Raw genomic sequence first — 14,046 nt, 5'->3', positions numbered from 1 at the left:
GGTGGTGCGGCTGCGGCGCGTGTACGACCCGCCGGAGCCGGGGGCGGACGGGCCGGGGGTCCCCCCGGACGGAGTCTGGGGGAGGGTGCTCGTGGACCGGCTCTGGCCGCGCGGGCTGGCGAAGGCGGAGGCCGGGGTGGACGAGTGGCCGAAGGACGTGACCCCGTCGGCGGAGCTGCGCAAGTGGTTCCACGCGGGCGGCTCCGCCGGGGAGTTCCGGCGGCGGTACGAGGCGGAGCTGGCGGAGCCGGTGGCCGCGGCCGAGCTGGCGCGGCTGCGGGGGCTGGCCGAGGCGGGTCCGGTCACGCTGCTGACCGCGGTCAAGGACCCGGCGTCCAGCCATGCGGCGGTCCTGGCGGAGCTGCTGGGCGGCTGAGCCGTGGCCCTGGCCGGGCGGTGGCCGTGGCTTGGCCCGAGCCTTGGCCTTGGCGGAGCCTGCGTCGGCCCGGGCTTTGCGCGGCCGCTGCGCGGGGCCGGGTCCCCTACCCGCCCTTCCGCCGTTCCCCGGGCTCTGCCCGGACCCGCGCCTCAAACGCCGGCGGGGCTGGAATTGCCCTGCGGGCAATCCAGCCGCGCCTGGCGGACGGCACCAGCCAAATCCAGCCCCGCCGGCGTTTGAGGCGCGGGGGTCCGGGGGCGGAGCCCCTGGCGTCGGAGCCGTGCCCGGGCGCGCCGGGGCAACCCCGCAGGGGCAGCGGCAGGGCTACGCCCAGAGCTGGCCCTGGAGGGCTTCGATGGCTTCCTCTGTGGTCGCGGCCGTGTAGACGCCCGTCGAGAGGTACTTCCAGCCGCCGTCGGCCACGACGAAGACGATGTCCGCCGACTCGCACGCGGCCACCGCCTTGCGGCCGACACCGATCGCCGCGTGCAGGGCCGCTCCGGTGGAGACGCCCGCGAAGATGCCCTCCTGCTGGAGGAGCTCGCGGGTGCGGGTGACCGCGTCCGCGGAGCCCACCGAGAAGCGGGTCGTGAGGACGGAGGCGTCGTACAGCTCGGGGACGAAGCCCTCGTCCAGGTTGCGCAGGCCGTAGACCAGGTCGTCGTAGCGCGGCTCGGCCGCGACGATCTTGATGCCTTCGACGTGTTCGCGCAGGAAGCGGCCGACGCCCATCAGGGTGCCGGTCGTGCCCAGGCCCGCCACGAAGTGGGTGATGGAGGGGAGGTCCGCGAGGATCTCCGGGCCCGTCGTGGCGTAGTGGGCGCCCGCGTTGTCCGGGTTTCCGTACTGGTAGAGCATCACCCAGTCCGGGTGCTCCGCCGCCAGTTCCTTGGCCACCCGGACCGCGGTGTTCGAGCCGCCGGCGGCCGGCGAAGAGATGATCTCGGCTCCCCACATGGCCAGCAGGTCACGCCGTTCCTGGCTGGTGTTCTCCGGCATGACGCAGACGATGCGGTAGCCCTTGAGCTTGGCCGCCATCGCCAGGGAGATGCCGGTGTTGCCCGAGGTCGGCTCCAGGATCGTGCAGCCCGGGTAGAGCCGGCCGTCCTTCTCCGCCTGCTCGACCATGTGGAGCGCGGGGCGGTCCTTGATCGAGCCGGTGGGGTTGCGGTCCTCCAGCTTCGCCCAGATGCGCACGTCGTCCGAGGGCGACAGCCGGGGCAGCCGGACCAGCGGCGTGTTGCCGACCGCGGCCAGCGGGGAGTCGTAACGCATCAGACAGCGCCGCCGGCCACGGCCGGGAGGATGGTGACGCTGTCGCCGTCGGTGAGCTCGGTGGTGATGCCGCTGAGGAAGCGGACGTCCTCGTCGTTGAGGTAGACGTTGACGAAGCGGCGCAGCTCGCCGCCCTTGGACTCGTCGACGATGCGCTCGCGGATGCCCTTGTGGCGGGTCTCCAGGTCCGAGAAGAGGTCGTCCAGGGTGGCGCCCTCGCCCTGCACGGCCTTCTGGCCGTCGGTGTAGGTGCGGAGGATGGTGGGGATGCGGACCTCGATGGCCATGGCTGGCTCCAGTGTCGTGAAGGGCGTGAGAACGTGAACCGAGCGGTTCTTGTGCGCCCCCGCGCGCGAGGGGCTGTGGTGCGCTGTGGGGCTCAGGCAGCGGGACAGATGGCGCTGGCGAGGCGGCACAGGTCGACGTGCAGCCGCGCCACGAGCAGCAGCCTGCCGGGCGTCTCGATGCTCACGTCGTGGGGAACCATGCGGTCATGTTAACGATTCCCGGTCCCCCGTTTGGAGTGTGATCCCGCATCGTGGACGACTGCGGCTCACATACTGGTCAGTAGGCCTCTACGACCCGTACTTCCTCTTCCGTGATCACGCCGTCGACGATCCGGTACGAGCGGAACTGGAACTCCCCGAGGCCGTCCTTGTCCGCCGTGGAGACCAGGACGTAGTGCGCGCCGGGCTCGTTCGCGTACGTGACGTCCGTGCGCGAGGGGTAGGCCTGGGTCGCGGTGTGCGAGTGGTAGACGATCACCGGCTCCTCGTCCCGGTCGTCCAGTTCGCGGTAGAGCTTCAGCAGATCCTTCGAGTCGAACTCGTAGAACGTGGGCGAGCGGGCCGCGTTGAGCATCGGGATGAAGCGCTCGGGGCGGTCGGTGCCCGCCGGGCCGGCCACGACACCGCACGCCTCGTCGGGGTGGTCCTGGCGGGCGTGCTCGACGATCTGGTCGTACAGGGCCTGGGTGAGGGTCAGCATGAGCGACAGGATAAGCAGACGGGCCCCCGCGTACCGAGGAGTGGTACGCGGGGGCCCGGATGCTGGACAGAAGGTCCGTGGCGTCAGACGTCCACGCTCAGCGAGACCTTCACGGAGGTGCCGCCGCCGCCCTGGCCGCGGCGCTTGGAGGCCAGGTAGGTCAGGCCCAGGAGCAGACCCCACAGCGGGGCGCAGTAGAGCGAGACGCGGGCGTCCTTGTCGATGCCCATCATCACGATGACCATGCCGATGAACAGCAGGGCGAAGTAGCTGGTCCACGGGGCGCCGGGGGCGCGGAAGGCCGACTGCGGGAGCTCGCCGCGGTCCGCCTTGGCGCGGTAGCGGATCTGGCAGACCAGGATCATGATCCAGGCCCACATGCCGGAGATCGTGGCGAAGGAGACGACGTAGTCGAAGGCCTTGCCCGGGGCGACGTAGTTGATCCAGACGCCCACCAGCATCAGCGAGGCCGAGAAGGTGGTGCCGACCAGCGGCGTGCCGCTCTTGGTCAGCTTGGTGAAGATCTTCGGGCCCTGGCCGTTGAGCGCGAGGTCGCGCAGCATGCGGCCGGTGGAGTACATGCCCGAGTTGCAGGAGGACAGGGCCGCGGTCAGCACCACGAAGTTGACGATGGCGGCGCCGACGCCGAGGCCCATGCGCTCGAAGGCGGCCACGAAGGGCGAGACGCCGGGCTGGAAGTGCGTCCACGGGACGACCGACAGGATCATGATCAGCGCGCCGACGTAGAAGACGGCGATGCGCCACGGCACGGTGTTGATGGCCTTGGGCAGGGTCTTCTCGGGGTCCTTGGACTCGCCGGCGGTGACGCCGACCAGCTCGACCGCGAGGAAGGCGAACATCACGATCTGCAGGGTCATCAGCGTGCCGCCGATGCCCTTGGGGAAGAAGCCGCCGTCGTTCCACAGGTTGCTGACGGTGGCGGTGTCGGCCGCGTCGGAGAAGCCGATGGTGAGGATGCCGGCGCAGATCAGGATCATGCCGACGATGGCGGTGACCTTGACCATGGAGAACCAGAACTCCAGCTCACCGAAGAGCTTCACGGAGATCAGGTTGGCGCCGTAGAGGATGACCGTGAAGATCAGCGCGTAGGCCCATTGCGGGAAGCTGTCATGGGTCCAGTACGCCATGTACTGCGCGGCCGCTGTGACCTCGGTGATGCCGGTGACCACCCAGAACAGCCAGTACGTCCAGCCGGTGACGTATCCCCAGAACGGGCCCAGGAACTCGCGGGCGTAGTCCGAGAAGGAACCGGCGACGGGGCGGTACATGAGCAGCTCGCCCAGGGCCCGCATGATGAAGAAGATGACCAGGCCCGCGATGGCGTAGGCCAGGATCAGGCTCGGGCCGGCCTTGGAGATCGCCTTGCCCGCGCCCAGGAAGAGGCCGGTGCCGATGGCTCCGCCGATCGCGATCATCTGGATCTGGCGGGCACCGAGAGTGCGGTGGTAACCCTCGCCGCCCTCGCCCTGGCCGCCCTGCGCGGGCGTCCTGTCGTGCTGCTCGACCTGCACAGAGGTCATGTCTGGTGAGCCTTTCTCCACGCCGGGCCGCGCCTTCTGTCGGCTGCGGTCCGGTCCTCGATCCCCCCGGATACGGATGGAGTTGCACGCCGGCGGTCCGCCGGTTCAAGCAGCCGGGGGACATGGGTGGCGTCCCGTCGGCGATCGTGAAGATTTATCACGTGCTTATGGGTGGGCGAGGCAGGGAAATGTGACGTGGGCCACCGGGAATTGGGGACATTGGTCCCGAAAATGATCAGATCACCGCATGGCGGTGATCTGATCGTTATCCGGATTTGAGCGTCCGCTGAGCGAACGGCGCGCGCCTCAGAGAGTTTCGATGAGCGTCTCCTGGAGGCCTCCCAGCCACAGGTACGCCATCACCATCGGCTTGCGCGGATCGTCGTCCGGCAGCCGGAACAGCACCGCGCTCTCGTCGTCCTCGGTGATGTCGAGCCGGGCCGCGATGGTCAGCCGCAGGTCGTTGAGGGCGCCGAGCCAGCGCAGCGGCTGCTCGCCGGTCAGCTCCAGCACCGCCACCTCGTCGCCTTCCGGGGTGAGCCCGTCCAGGCTGCGTACGACGGCCATCGCGTCCTCCCGCTTGCGGGCGCGCAGGTCGTTCTCGGTGAAGCGGCGGAACTCCGCCGACCGGGCCGTCAGCTCGTCCGGGTCCACACCCGCCTCGGCGGCGCCGTCGGGGGCCCCGTAGGCGTCGGGGAAGAGCCGGGCCAGAGCCGGATCGGACGGGGGCTCCGAGGGGCCCTCGGCGAACAGCGCGGCCAGCGGGTCGGCGTCCTCGGCCGGCTCCGGCGCTCCGGGACCGATCAGCTCCAGCAGCTGGACCGCCAGGGAGCGCAGGATGGAGATCTCGATGTCGTCGAGCGCGATGGCGGCCCCGCCGCCCTTCAGCGCCTGGAACGTGCCGCCCATCAGTTGCGGTCCTGGGTGAGGGTCGCCCACAGGCCGTAGCCGTGCATGGCCTGCACGTCGCGCTCCATTTCCTCGCGGGTGCCGCTGGACACGACCGCCCGCCCCTTGTGGTGGACGTCGAGCATCAGCCGGTGCGCCTTGTCCTTCGGGTAGCCGAAGTACGCCTGGAACACGTACTCCACGTAGCTCATGAGGTTGACCGGGTCGTTGTGCACCAGGGTCACCCAGGGGACGTCGGGTTCTGGGACCGCGAAGGTCTCTTCGGCCGATTCGGTGCGTTCGATCTCAATGGGAGCAACACTCACTCGTCCCATGCTGCCACTGCGACGGGCCCGTCGCACAAACGGGACCTACATCTCGTCACTCTGACGAAATGTGCGCTAGCATCCGTGACATGAACCCTGCGGACCTGGGCCTGCCGGTGGACGTGCCGTCGACAGCGCTCTTCACGGACCATTACGAGCTGACGATGCTGCAGGCCGCCCTGGCGAACGGCACAGCCGACCGCCGCTCGGTCTTCGAGGTGTTCACCCGCCGGCTGCCCGAGGGGCGGCGCTACGGCGTGGTGGCGGGAACCGGCCGGGTGCTCGACGCGGTGGAGAACTTCCGCTTCGACGCCGCGGTGCTGGAATTCCTGCGCGAGCGGGCCGTCGTCGACATGCGGACCCTGGACTGGCTGGCCTCGTACCGCTTCTCCGGCGACATCTGGGGCTACCCGGAGGGGGAGGTCTACTTCCCCGGCTCGCCGATCCTGCGCGTCGAGGGCAGCTTCGCCGAGTGCGTGCTGCTGGAGACCGTGATCCTCTCCATCCTCAACCACGACTCGGCGATCGCCGCGGCCGCCTCCCGGATGTCCTCCGCGGCGGGCGACCGGCCGCTCATCGAGATGGGCGCGCGGCGCACCCACGAGCTGGCGGCGGTGGCCTCGGCGCGCGCCGCGTACGTCGGCGGCTTCACCTCGACCTCGGACCTGGCGGCCGGCTTCCGGTACGGGATCCCGACGGTCGGCACCAGCGCCCACGCATTCACCCTGGTGCACGACAACGAGCGGGACGCGTTCACCGCCCAGGTGGCCTCGCTGGGCAGCGGAACCACCCTGCTGGTGGACACCTACGACGTCGCCGAGGCCGTACGGACGGCCGTGGAGGTCGCCGGCACCGGGCTGGGCGCGGTCCGGATCGACTCCGGCGACCTGCTGCTGGTCGCCCACCGGGTGCGCCAGCAGCTGGACGAGCTCGGCGCGACCTCGACGAGGATCGTGGTCACCTCGGACCTCGACGAGTACGCCATCGCCTCGCTGGCCGCGGCGCCCGTGGACGCGTACGGGGTCGGCACCCAGCTGGTGACCGGCAGCGGGCACCCGACGTGCTCGATGGTCTACAAGCTGGTGGCCCGCGCGACCTCGGCGGACCCGAAGGCGGCGCTGGCCCCGGTGGCGAAGAAGTCCACCGGCGGCAAGACCTCGATCGGCGGCCGCAAGTGGGCGGCGCGGCGTCTCGACTCCGACGGGGTTGCCGAGGCGGAGGTCGTGGGCGTGGGCCCGGTCCCGTCGGCCCTGGCGGACACGCAGCTGCTCGTGCAGCTGGTCAAGGCCGGGGAGGTGATCGCTCGCGAGCCGCTGGAGGCCGCGCGGGACCGTCACCGGGCAGCCCGGGCGGGGCTCCCCCTGTCCGCGACCCAGCTCTCGCGCGGCGAGGCCGTCATCCCTACGGAGTACGCGTAACCCTGCGGGTCCGCTGCCGGGGCTCCGCCCCGGACCCCGCGCCTCAAACGCCGGCGAGGCCGAATTCGACTGATGCCGCCCGCAGGGCAATCCCAGCCCCGCCGGGGCGCACTCCAGCCCGTCCGGCGTTTGAGGACCAGGGTCTGGGGCGGAGCCCCAGTTTCGGGAAGGGGCGGGGTGGGGGAAGAGCCCCCGCAGGGCCCCGCCGCCGCACCGTCAAACCGAGCCGAAGGGCAACGTCATGCACCGCGCACTGATCGTCGTCGACGTCCAGAACGACTTCTGCGAGGGCGGCAGCCTCGCGGTCACCGGCGGAGCCGACGTCGCCGCCGCCATCACCGAGCTCATCGGCCAGTCCACGGCCGGCTACCGGCACGTCGTCGCCACCCGGGACCACCACATCGATCCCGGCCCGCACTTCGCCCGCCCCCCGGCCGAGCCGGACTACGAGACCTCCTGGCCCGTCCACTGCGTCGCCGGCACGGAGGGCGTGGGCTTCCACCCGAACTTCGCCCCCGCCGTGGCCTCCGGCGCCGTCGCCGCCGTCTTCGACAAGGGCGCGTACGAGGCCGCGTACAGCGGGTTCGAGGGGGCCGACGAGAACGGGGAGACCCTGACCCAGTGGCTGCGCGACCGGCACGTCACCGAGGTGGACGTGGTCGGGATCGCCACCGACCACTGCGTCCGGGCCACCGCCCTGGACTCCGCCCGGGCCGGTTTCACCACCCGCGTCCTGCTGGACCTGACGGCCGCCGTGGCCCCGCACACCACCGCCCGCGCCCTGGACGAGCTGCGGGCGGCGGGCGTGGTCCTGGTGGGCGACAAGGCCGCCTAGGCGGCCCCAGGCGCCCCGGGAGGCCCTTGGGGGCCCACGGGGTGCCCGGCAGGCCCTTCGGTCGCGCCTAGGTGCCCAGCAGGGCCCTGATCGGGTGCCAGAGCTCAGCCGCCCGGTCGGGCGCGCAGCGCCACAGCAGGCCGTCCGGGTGGTGCAGGACGGCCGTGACCTCGTCCGGCGTCGGGGGCTGCGCGTTGCCCCGCAGGTACACGGCCCGCATACCGAGGTTCCGCAGCCTGGTCAGGGCGCGGGCCCGGTTCGCGGCGTGCACCAGAACCCGGACATTTCCCTCGTCGTCCCCCTCGCCGCATGACGGCCTCGGCAGCGTGAGCGCGACCACCACGCTGCCGCCTGGCAGTCTGACGAAACCTCCACCGGGCATGACTTCATCTCCCCCGTCAATAAGAAACTCGCACCACGCATCTAAACGCGATCGGCCGCCGCCCGCTAGAGGGCGACGGCCGATCATGCTTTGACCTGCGGTTTTACCGAATTACTTCGAGGAGGGGCCGACCTCGACCGTCATGACGAGACCGTCGTAGGTCTCCTTGGCGATCTTGATCTTGGTGTTGGTGTCAGTGACCTTCACCGAGCCGGTCGGGTTCTCGTCGTAGAAGTACTTGCCCTTGCGGTCGTCGAAGACCAGGTTGGCCGGCTTCGGCTTCAGGAACAGCGACTCGCCGTTCTTGTGCAGGGTGAACGCGTCCGTCGAGTAGGCGCTGAAGGCCGCGTCGTACGGCTGGATCTTGTTGCGCAGCAGCGTGCCGTCCGCCCACTTCATGGGCTTCGCGTTGGCGTCGATCGGAAGGATCAGACCCTGGCCCGGGTGCTGGCTGGTGTTGTTGTCCTTCTGGGAGGTGTCCCACTGCCAGATCAGCAGACCGTCCTGGTAGGGGTAGTGCTCGACCCAGTCCGGACGGGTGTTGGCGAAGCCGAAGTTGTACGGGCCCACCTTGAGGGTGGAGTCGTACGAGACGTAACGGCGGTTCTCGGCCAGGTAGTACTGCGCGTACTCCTTGGCGAAGCCGGCGCCGATGCGCGAGAAGCCCTTGCCGGTCCAGCCGTTGTCGCCGTCCTCGGCGCCGTCGGTGAACAGCGTGGCGCCGTCCGCGGTGATGTTGACGGCGTCGGCGGTGAAGCCCTTGCCGCCCGCGCCGCCGTCCGTCTGGTAGCGGAAGCGGAGGTCGACCTTCTTGCCCGCGTAGGCGTCGAGCGGGAAGTTCAGCGACTTCCAGGCACCCGAGACACCGGTGAGCGACGGGCTGCCGGAGGCGTCGACCGGGAGGGCCGCGCCGTCGGCGGTGCCGGCGAGGGGCGTCCAGGTGGCGCCGCCGTCGGTGGAGGCCTCGGTGTAGAGGTAGTCGTACTCGGCCTCGATGTCCCACCAGCCCTTGAGCGACAGGGCCGCGGAGGACTTGCCGGTCAGGTCCACGGACCGGGTGAGGGTGTTCTTGAGGTCGTCACCCATGTTGCTCCACCACTGCGAGGAACCCTCGGCGGGAGCGACGACGTCCGTCTGGACCTTCTTCTTCGGCAGCTCGACGACCAGCGCCTGCTTGTCCTTGGTGTTGTACTCCGCGACGCCCAGCTTGTGGGTGGACTTCGTCGCGGCCTTGGCCGTGTCGTAGTTCAGCCAGCCCAGCTGGAGCTTGTCCCAGGCCGTCATGTCGCCCGGGAGGTCGCCTATGGAGTCCTGGCCGGTGCCGAGCCAGGAGCCCGCCGACATCAGGGACCAGAAGCCGACGCCGTTCTCGCCGCCACCGGAGGTGTCGTAGAGGTCCGGCAGGCCGAGGTCGTGGCCGTACTCGTGCGCGAAGACGCCGAGGCCGCCGTTCTCCGGCTGCATCGTGTAGTCGCCGACCCAGATGCCGGTGTCACCGATCTGGGTGCCGCCGGCCTTGTTGTTCTCCGGGCCGGTCTTGCCCGCCTGGGTGCCGTACGCGTACCAGCGGTGCGCCCACAGCGCGGTGGTGCCCTGCACGCCGCCGCCGGCCGACTCGTCCTCGCCCGCGTGGACGATCTGGAAGTGGTCGATGTAGCCGTCGGGCTCGTTGAAGTTGCCGTCGGTGTCGAAGTCGTAGCGGTCCCACTGGTCGTACTGGGCCAGCTGCGCCTTGATCTCGGCGTCGGTCTTGCCGGCCTTCTTCTGGGCCTCCGTCCACGCCGTGACGCCGTCCTTGACGGTGTCCCACACGTTGGAGCAGTTGGTCTGGCCGCAGTAGTTGGAGCCGTAACGACCCTCGTTGTACGGGACCTTGACCCAGTCGGCGACCTCGCCCTCGACCGAGTAACGGCCCGAGGAGGTCTTCTCGTAGTAGGTCTTCAGCGAGTCCTTGCCCTCGCCCGTGGCGAAGTACAGGTCCTGGAAGTAGTCGCGGCTGAAGTCCTTGCGCCAGGCGGTGCTGTTGTCCTTGGCGCGGTCCGGCTGGGCGATCGTGTTGTGCAGCGGACCGGGGGTGCCGCCGTACTTCTGGACCGGCGGCTGCGGGCCCTCCGGACCGTCCGGGTCGTGCATGGTCGTGGTGTCGACCTGGTCGCCGAACTCGACGAGGATCGTGAAGATCTTGTCGGTCTTCTCGCGGCCGAGCTCGACGTACTTGTTGTCGTCGAGCTTGACGACCTTCGAGGCGCCGCGCTGCTCGACGTCCTTCTTGCCCTGCAGGACCTGCTCCAGGGCGGCCTCGCGCTGCTGCGCCTGCTGCTCACTGAACGGGCCCTCGAGGTCGTGCTTGACCTGCTCCTTCGACGGAGCGGTCGGGTCCTGCCGGTCGGCGGCGGGCGGCGCGGACCGACCCGGGTCGGCCTGGGCGGTGGTCATGAAGGCGCCCGTGGCCGCGGTGGCGGCCAAGGTCACGCCGATGGCGGCAGCGCGCAGAGCGCGATGCCGTGCGGAGTTGCTGGTCACTTGATGTCGTTCCCCTCCCGCGGCCGCAACGTAGGTCGGAACGTCTCCATAGGAGCGGGGGGTTCCGCGCGGCGCGCGTCTCAAGTGACGACATTTGACCGGAGAGAACAAAGAAAAGACAGACCTTGACTTGTTCCTTACAACTGCACTATGCGGGCGCCGAGTTCCGCTATTCGGACGTTCCCCTGCCATACGGGGGCGAAGGGCCCTTCCCGGCCCGGTCACGGCGCGGAGGAATGACCCCGTGCGCCCCCCGTGCTCCGGCACCGTGGGTAAGGTCACGCTTACCGGCGGTTCCGCTCGGGCATCCCAGGTCCTAGAGTCACTTGACGCGCGACCTAGTTGAGCCGACTCCCCCTCCCGCCTTGAGGACGGATATCGCCATGCCGCGTCCGACTGCCGCACAGCTCGCCTACGGGTCCGCCACCGTCGTCATCTCGACGATCGCCATGCTGCTGCTCTCGAAGACGAGCACCGGACTGGGCGTTGCGGCCATCTCCGCAGCCGCCCTCGCCCTGGGCCTGCTCGTCGCCGTCACCGTGCCGGTCCCCAAGCGCCGCGGCCGCCACGCGGCCCGTACGCGGTCCACCGCGGCCCCGGCGGACGCGGCCGGTGCGGCGGCCGGCGCCCGGGTGCCCGACCCCCGGACGGCCGACGCCGAACATCCCGTGCACCACTGAGGCGTTCGTCACCCCGCCTGCTCGGCGCCGCGCGAAAACGGCCGGAAACAGCCGTGGTTCACCGCCCGGCGAGGGCGGCGGCCGACGTGAAGCGGCGCGGGCGGCCTCCCCGTGGGGAAGCCGCCCGCGCCGCGACGTGTCGCGCGTCTGCGCGTCTAGCCGGACTGGACCACCACCGTCTTGCCCACCTTGTCGTGCAGGCCCTGCTTGTAGGGCTTGTCGACGAGGATCGAGATGACGAGCGCGATCGGCCACAGGCAGAAGCAGCAGATCAGCGTGGGCAGCCAGAGCATGGCGGCGCGGCCCAGGGAGGCGTTGGACTGCGGGACGCTGCCGTCGTTGAGCATCGCGACGCGCAGGCCCAGCGCCTTCTTGCCGACCGTCTGGCCGTTCTTCTTGGTGAGCAACCAGTCGTAGCCGACGTACGCGACGATCGAGATCAGGGTCATGATCAGCCCGCTGCCGCTGTAGGAGCGGGTGAAGACCTCGCTGATGTCCTCGCCGTCGTTCGTCTCGACCATGTACCGCTTCGTGCCGAACGCCAGCTGGATGAGGAACAGCGGCACGGCGATGATCAGGACGTCGATGATGCGCGCGGCGAGCCGCTTGCCGAAGTCGGCGAGCGGGGGCATGCCGGCGAGCGGATCGGGCATGCCGTAGCCGCCGCCACCGCCGTACGGGTCTCCGCCGCCGTACGGGGGCGGCGGGGGCGGGTATCCGCCGGCCCCGCCGCCGCCACCGCCCGGGGGTGGCGGCGGAGACCCGCCCCCGCCGGGAGGCGGTGAGCCGTACGGCGATCCACCCGACGGCGGTGTCGGTTCCTGGGGCTTCTTGAGGAACGGGTCGTCCTCGGGCGGCTCGCCCGGCGGCGGCTGGTCGGTACTCATGGCCCGAGTCGAACCCGGCTCCGGTAGCCCCGCAACGGGAACGCGTCCGTTCGGGGGTCGGGGCGGGCGCCGCGGGGGACACCCCCTAGCGGGCCACGTACGTCTTGGCCGCCTTGTCGTGCCAGGCCTGGCGGCGCGGACGGTCCACGAGGCACCAGAGGCTGCCGGGGAGGCCCAGGAAGGCGTACACCAGCCAGCGGCGCAGGGCCGCGCCGAAGGTGGGCGGGCGCAGGGTGGCGGTGGCCAGGACCCGGACGCCGAGCAGTTTCTTGCCGGGGGTGCGGCCCCAACGGGCGGTGGGCAGGGCCTCGTAGAACACCCCGAAGAGCAGCACCGCGCCGAGGACCAGCCCGAGGTGGCCGGCGATGGTGGAGTCCAGCAGCCAGACGGTGGTGGCACGGCCGCTGCCCCGGGCCGCGTCCACCTTGGCCTGGACGTGGGCGGTGGCCGCGGGGAGGAGGGGCCAGGCGGCCCCGGCGGCGACCGCGCCGAGGACGAGGGAGTCCAGCAGGCGGGCCACGGCCCGGCGGAACAGCCCGGCGGGGCGTACGGCGCGCTCCGCCATCCGCTCGAACACGGCGCGGGCGGTGGTCTGCGGCCGGGCGGCCGGGACCGCGGCGGCCGGGGCTGCCGGGGCTGCGCCTGCGTCGGCGGACTTGGGCACGGACGGGCGGACTCCGGCGGGCCGGGGCGCCCACACCTCCGCCCGGGGAGCTTCGTCCGCCTCCGCGGCAGTGCGGCGCGCGGGCTCCGGAGTGGCGCGACGGGCCGGCTCGGGGGCGGCGCGGCGGGCGGGCTCCGGGGCAGCGCGACGGGCGGGCTCGGGTGTCCGCCCGGCGGTGCGGGAGCCGGGGGCGGGGCGCGGCGGGACCCAGTCCTCGGCCTCGGCGGCCCGTACCGCCCCTGGCGCCCGTACCGCCTCGGAAGGCGCGGCCGGGAGCACCGCCGGGGCGGCGGCCGCGCGCGGGGCCGCCTCGGGCCACGAGGAGGTCATCCCTGACCCGCCTCCGGACCCGCCGGGGGCGTCGGGCCACGCGGGGGCGGGCGCCGCGGCCAGCGGGGCCGGGGCGGCGGCGGCCGGGGAGCGGGCCGACAGGATGCCCTGGGCCTGTGCGGGGAGCCGCGTGGCCGGGGCCGCCGCGGCGGCGGGCGTACGGGCCAGCGAGATCCCCGCAGGACGGGCGGCCCCGTACTGCCCGGCCGAATGCCCGGCGGAGGCGTGCCCGGCCGCGAGCCCCGACCCGTGCGGCCCGGCGGGATGCCCGGCCCCTAGCCCCGACTCGTGCTGCCCGGCCGGATGCTCGACGGCGGCGTGCCCGGCCGCGGGCTCCGACCCGTGCTGCCCGGCGGGATGCCCTGGGGAGGCATGCCCGACCCCGGGCCCCGACCCGTACTGCCCGGCCGAATGCCCGGGGGAGGCATGCCCGGCCGCGGGCTCCGACCCGTATTGCCCGGCCGGATGCCCGGCGGAGGCGTGCCCGGCCGCGGGCTCCGCCCCCTGCTGCCCGTCCCCGTGCCGCCCCGCCTCGGGTTCCGCGGGGCTGCCCCACGACACCCGGTGGTCGCGCGGCCCGCCGAAGCCGGCCTGGTGGGCGGGGTCGGCCTGCCACACCACCGGCTCGGACTGCCGTCCGGGCTCCGGTTCGGGCAGCGGTTCGGGCAGCGCCTCGGTCGCGGAGGTGTCGTCCAGGACCACCGGCCCCGTCTCCTCGGCGGGCGCTGGAGACACGGCAGGCACGGCCGGCGCGGCAGGGCGGCTCGTACCCGGAACCCAGGACGCGCCGTTCCAGTACCGGACGTACCCCGGGATGGACGGATCCGGGTAGTAGCCCTCGCGGGCCGCGTGCTCGCCGTCACCAGGGGAGGCCGTCAATGTCCCCAACTCCGATCGTGGCTTGAGGCTTGTGCAGGGGAGGACCATAGCC

At 71.7% G+C, this 14,046-nt stretch carries 15 protein-coding genes; 4 read left to right on the top strand and 11 right to left on the bottom strand.

All coding sequences use genetic code 11. The annotated features are described in order from the left end of the window. Position 1 precedes the first annotated feature (1 nt). On the top strand, positions 2–376 hold the full coding sequence (locus tag OG447_RS11995) for a DUF488 domain-containing protein (protein WP_266938847.1): 375 nt from the start codon (positions 2–4) through the stop codon (positions 374–376). A gap of 327 nt (positions 377–703) precedes the next feature. On the opposite strand, the gene OG447_RS11990 is transcribed toward OG447_RS11995, so the two are convergent. The 7 genes from OG447_RS11990 to clpS form a co-directional block, all read right to left on the bottom strand. Then, the gene (locus OG447_RS11990; RefSeq protein WP_266936466.1) at positions 704–1,654 is read right to left on the bottom strand and encodes a PLP-dependent cysteine synthase family protein; all 951 of its coding nucleotides are present in this window, start codon (positions 1,652–1,654) and stop codon (positions 704–706) included. Further along, positions 1,654–1,941 (bottom strand): MoaD/ThiS family protein, encoded by a 288-nt coding sequence (locus OG447_RS11985; RefSeq protein WP_266936465.1) that lies wholly within the window; start codon positions 1,939–1,941, stop codon positions 1,654–1,656. Before OG447_RS11985 ends, OG447_RS11990 begins: the two co-directional genes overlap by 1 nt. Positions 1,942–2,033: 92 nt before the next feature. Beyond that, positions 2,034–2,141 (bottom strand): putative leader peptide, encoded by a 108-nt coding sequence (locus OG447_RS32270; RefSeq protein ID WP_310941867.1) that lies wholly within the window; start codon positions 2,139–2,141, stop codon positions 2,034–2,036. A gap of 77 nt (positions 2,142–2,218) precedes the next feature. After that, positions 2,219–2,641, bottom strand: a complete 423-nt coding sequence (locus OG447_RS11980; RefSeq protein WP_266936464.1) for a M67 family metallopeptidase — start codon at positions 2,639–2,641, stop codon at positions 2,219–2,221. 83 nt (positions 2,642–2,724) lie between these two features. Then, positions 2,725–4,182 (bottom strand): amino acid permease, encoded by a 1,458-nt coding sequence (locus OG447_RS11975; RefSeq protein WP_266936463.1) that lies wholly within the window; start codon positions 4,180–4,182, stop codon positions 2,725–2,727. A gap of 306 nt (positions 4,183–4,488) precedes the next feature. Then, on the bottom strand, positions 4,489–5,091 hold the full coding sequence (locus OG447_RS11970; RefSeq protein WP_266936462.1) for a DUF2017 domain-containing protein: 603 nt from the start codon (positions 5,089–5,091) through the stop codon (positions 4,489–4,491). Then, complete coding sequence (clpS, locus tag OG447_RS11965) at positions 5,091–5,405, bottom strand: ATP-dependent Clp protease adapter ClpS (RefSeq protein WP_266936461.1); 315 nt, start codon at positions 5,403–5,405, stop codon at positions 5,091–5,093. Before clpS ends, OG447_RS11970 begins: the two co-directional genes overlap by 1 nt. A gap of 80 nt (positions 5,406–5,485) precedes the next feature. Between clpS and OG447_RS11960 the strand changes: the two genes are divergently transcribed. Both OG447_RS11960 and OG447_RS11955 read left to right on the top strand, forming a co-directional pair. Beyond that, positions 5,486–6,814: a nicotinate phosphoribosyltransferase gene (locus tag OG447_RS11960; RefSeq protein WP_266936460.1), complete on the top strand. Its 1,329-nt coding sequence runs from the start codon at positions 5,486–5,488 to the stop codon at positions 6,812–6,814. A gap of 241 nt (positions 6,815–7,055) precedes the next feature. Beyond that, positions 7,056–7,649 carry an isochorismatase family protein gene (locus OG447_RS11955; protein ID WP_266936459.1) on the top strand — a complete coding sequence of 198 codons (594 nt, stop codon included), beginning with the start codon at positions 7,056–7,058 and terminating at the stop codon, positions 7,647–7,649. A gap of 67 nt (positions 7,650–7,716) precedes the next feature. On the opposite strand, the gene OG447_RS11950 is transcribed toward OG447_RS11955, so the two are convergent. Beyond that, positions 7,717–8,031, bottom strand: coding sequence for a hypothetical protein (locus OG447_RS11950; RefSeq protein WP_266936458.1), 315 nt, complete (start codon positions 8,029–8,031; stop codon positions 7,717–7,719). 111 nt (positions 8,032–8,142) lie between these two features. After that, positions 8,143–10,497 carry an immune inhibitor A domain-containing protein gene (locus tag OG447_RS11945; RefSeq protein WP_266938846.1) on the bottom strand — a complete coding sequence of 785 codons (2,355 nt, stop codon included), beginning with the start codon at positions 10,495–10,497 and terminating at the stop codon, positions 8,143–8,145. Between the two features lie 440 nt (positions 10,498–10,937). Here OG447_RS11945 and OG447_RS11940 point away from each other — a divergent pair, with 440 nt between their 5' ends. Next, positions 10,938–11,234, top strand: a complete 297-nt coding sequence (locus OG447_RS11940; RefSeq protein ID WP_266936457.1) for a hypothetical protein — start codon at positions 10,938–10,940, stop codon at positions 11,232–11,234. A gap of 155 nt (positions 11,235–11,389) precedes the next feature. Here the strand turns inward: OG447_RS11940 and OG447_RS11935 are convergent, their stop codons facing one another. Further along, complete coding sequence (locus OG447_RS11935) at positions 11,390–12,121, bottom strand: RDD family protein (RefSeq protein ID WP_266936456.1); 732 nt, start codon at positions 12,119–12,121, stop codon at positions 11,390–11,392. Positions 12,122–12,206: 85 nt separating this feature from the next. Then, a complete protein-coding gene (locus tag OG447_RS11930; RefSeq protein ID WP_266936455.1) occupies positions 12,207–13,994 on the bottom strand; it encodes an RDD family protein in 1,788 nt (595 codons plus the stop codon). Between the last annotated feature and the right edge of the window lie 52 nt (positions 13,995–14,046).

The sequence above is a fragment of the Streptomyces sp. NBC_01408 genome, assembly GCF_026340255.1.
Lineage (GTDB): Bacteria > Actinomycetota > Actinomycetes > Streptomycetales > Streptomycetaceae > Streptomyces.
The sequence above is the reverse complement of the archived record's forward strand: the minus strand, read 5'-3'. Positions and strand labels throughout refer to the sequence as shown.

Coding starts and splice junctions, on each gene's coding strand:
- OG447_RS32270 (WP_310941867.1), bottom strand. CDS start 2,141: ATGGTTCCCCACGACGTGAGCATCGAGACGCCCGGCAGGCTGCTGCTC.
- OG447_RS11990 (WP_266936466.1), bottom strand. CDS start 1,654: ATGCGTTACGACTCCCCGCTGGCCGCGGTCGGCAACACGCCGCTGGTC.
- OG447_RS11975 (WP_266936463.1), bottom strand. CDS start 4,182: ATGACCTCTGTGCAGGTCGAGCAGCACGACAGGACGCCCGCGCAGGGC.
- OG447_RS11985 (WP_266936465.1), bottom strand. CDS start 1,941: ATGGCCATCGAGGTCCGCATCCCCACCATCCTCCGCACCTACACCGAC.
- clpS (WP_266936461.1), bottom strand. CDS start 5,405: ATGGGACGAGTGAGTGTTGCTCCCATTGAGATCGAACGCACCGAATCG.
- OG447_RS11935 (WP_266936456.1), bottom strand. CDS start 12,121: ATGAGTACCGACCAGCCGCCGCCGGGCGAGCCGCCCGAGGACGACCCG.
- OG447_RS11950 (WP_266936458.1), bottom strand. CDS start 8,031: ATGCCCGGTGGAGGTTTCGTCAGACTGCCAGGCGGCAGCGTGGTGGTC.
- OG447_RS11970 (WP_266936462.1), bottom strand. CDS start 5,091: ATGGGCGGCACGTTCCAGGCGCTGAAGGGCGGCGGGGCCGCCATCGCG.
- OG447_RS11960 (WP_266936460.1), top strand. CDS start 5,486: ATGAACCCTGCGGACCTGGGCCTGCCGGTGGACGTGCCGTCGACAGCG.
- OG447_RS11955 (WP_266936459.1), top strand. CDS start 7,056: ATGCACCGCGCACTGATCGTCGTCGACGTCCAGAACGACTTCTGCGAG.
- OG447_RS11980 (WP_266936464.1), bottom strand. CDS start 2,641: ATGCTGACCCTCACCCAGGCCCTGTACGACCAGATCGTCGAGCACGCC.
- OG447_RS11940 (WP_266936457.1), top strand. CDS start 10,938: ATGCCGCGTCCGACTGCCGCACAGCTCGCCTACGGGTCCGCCACCGTC.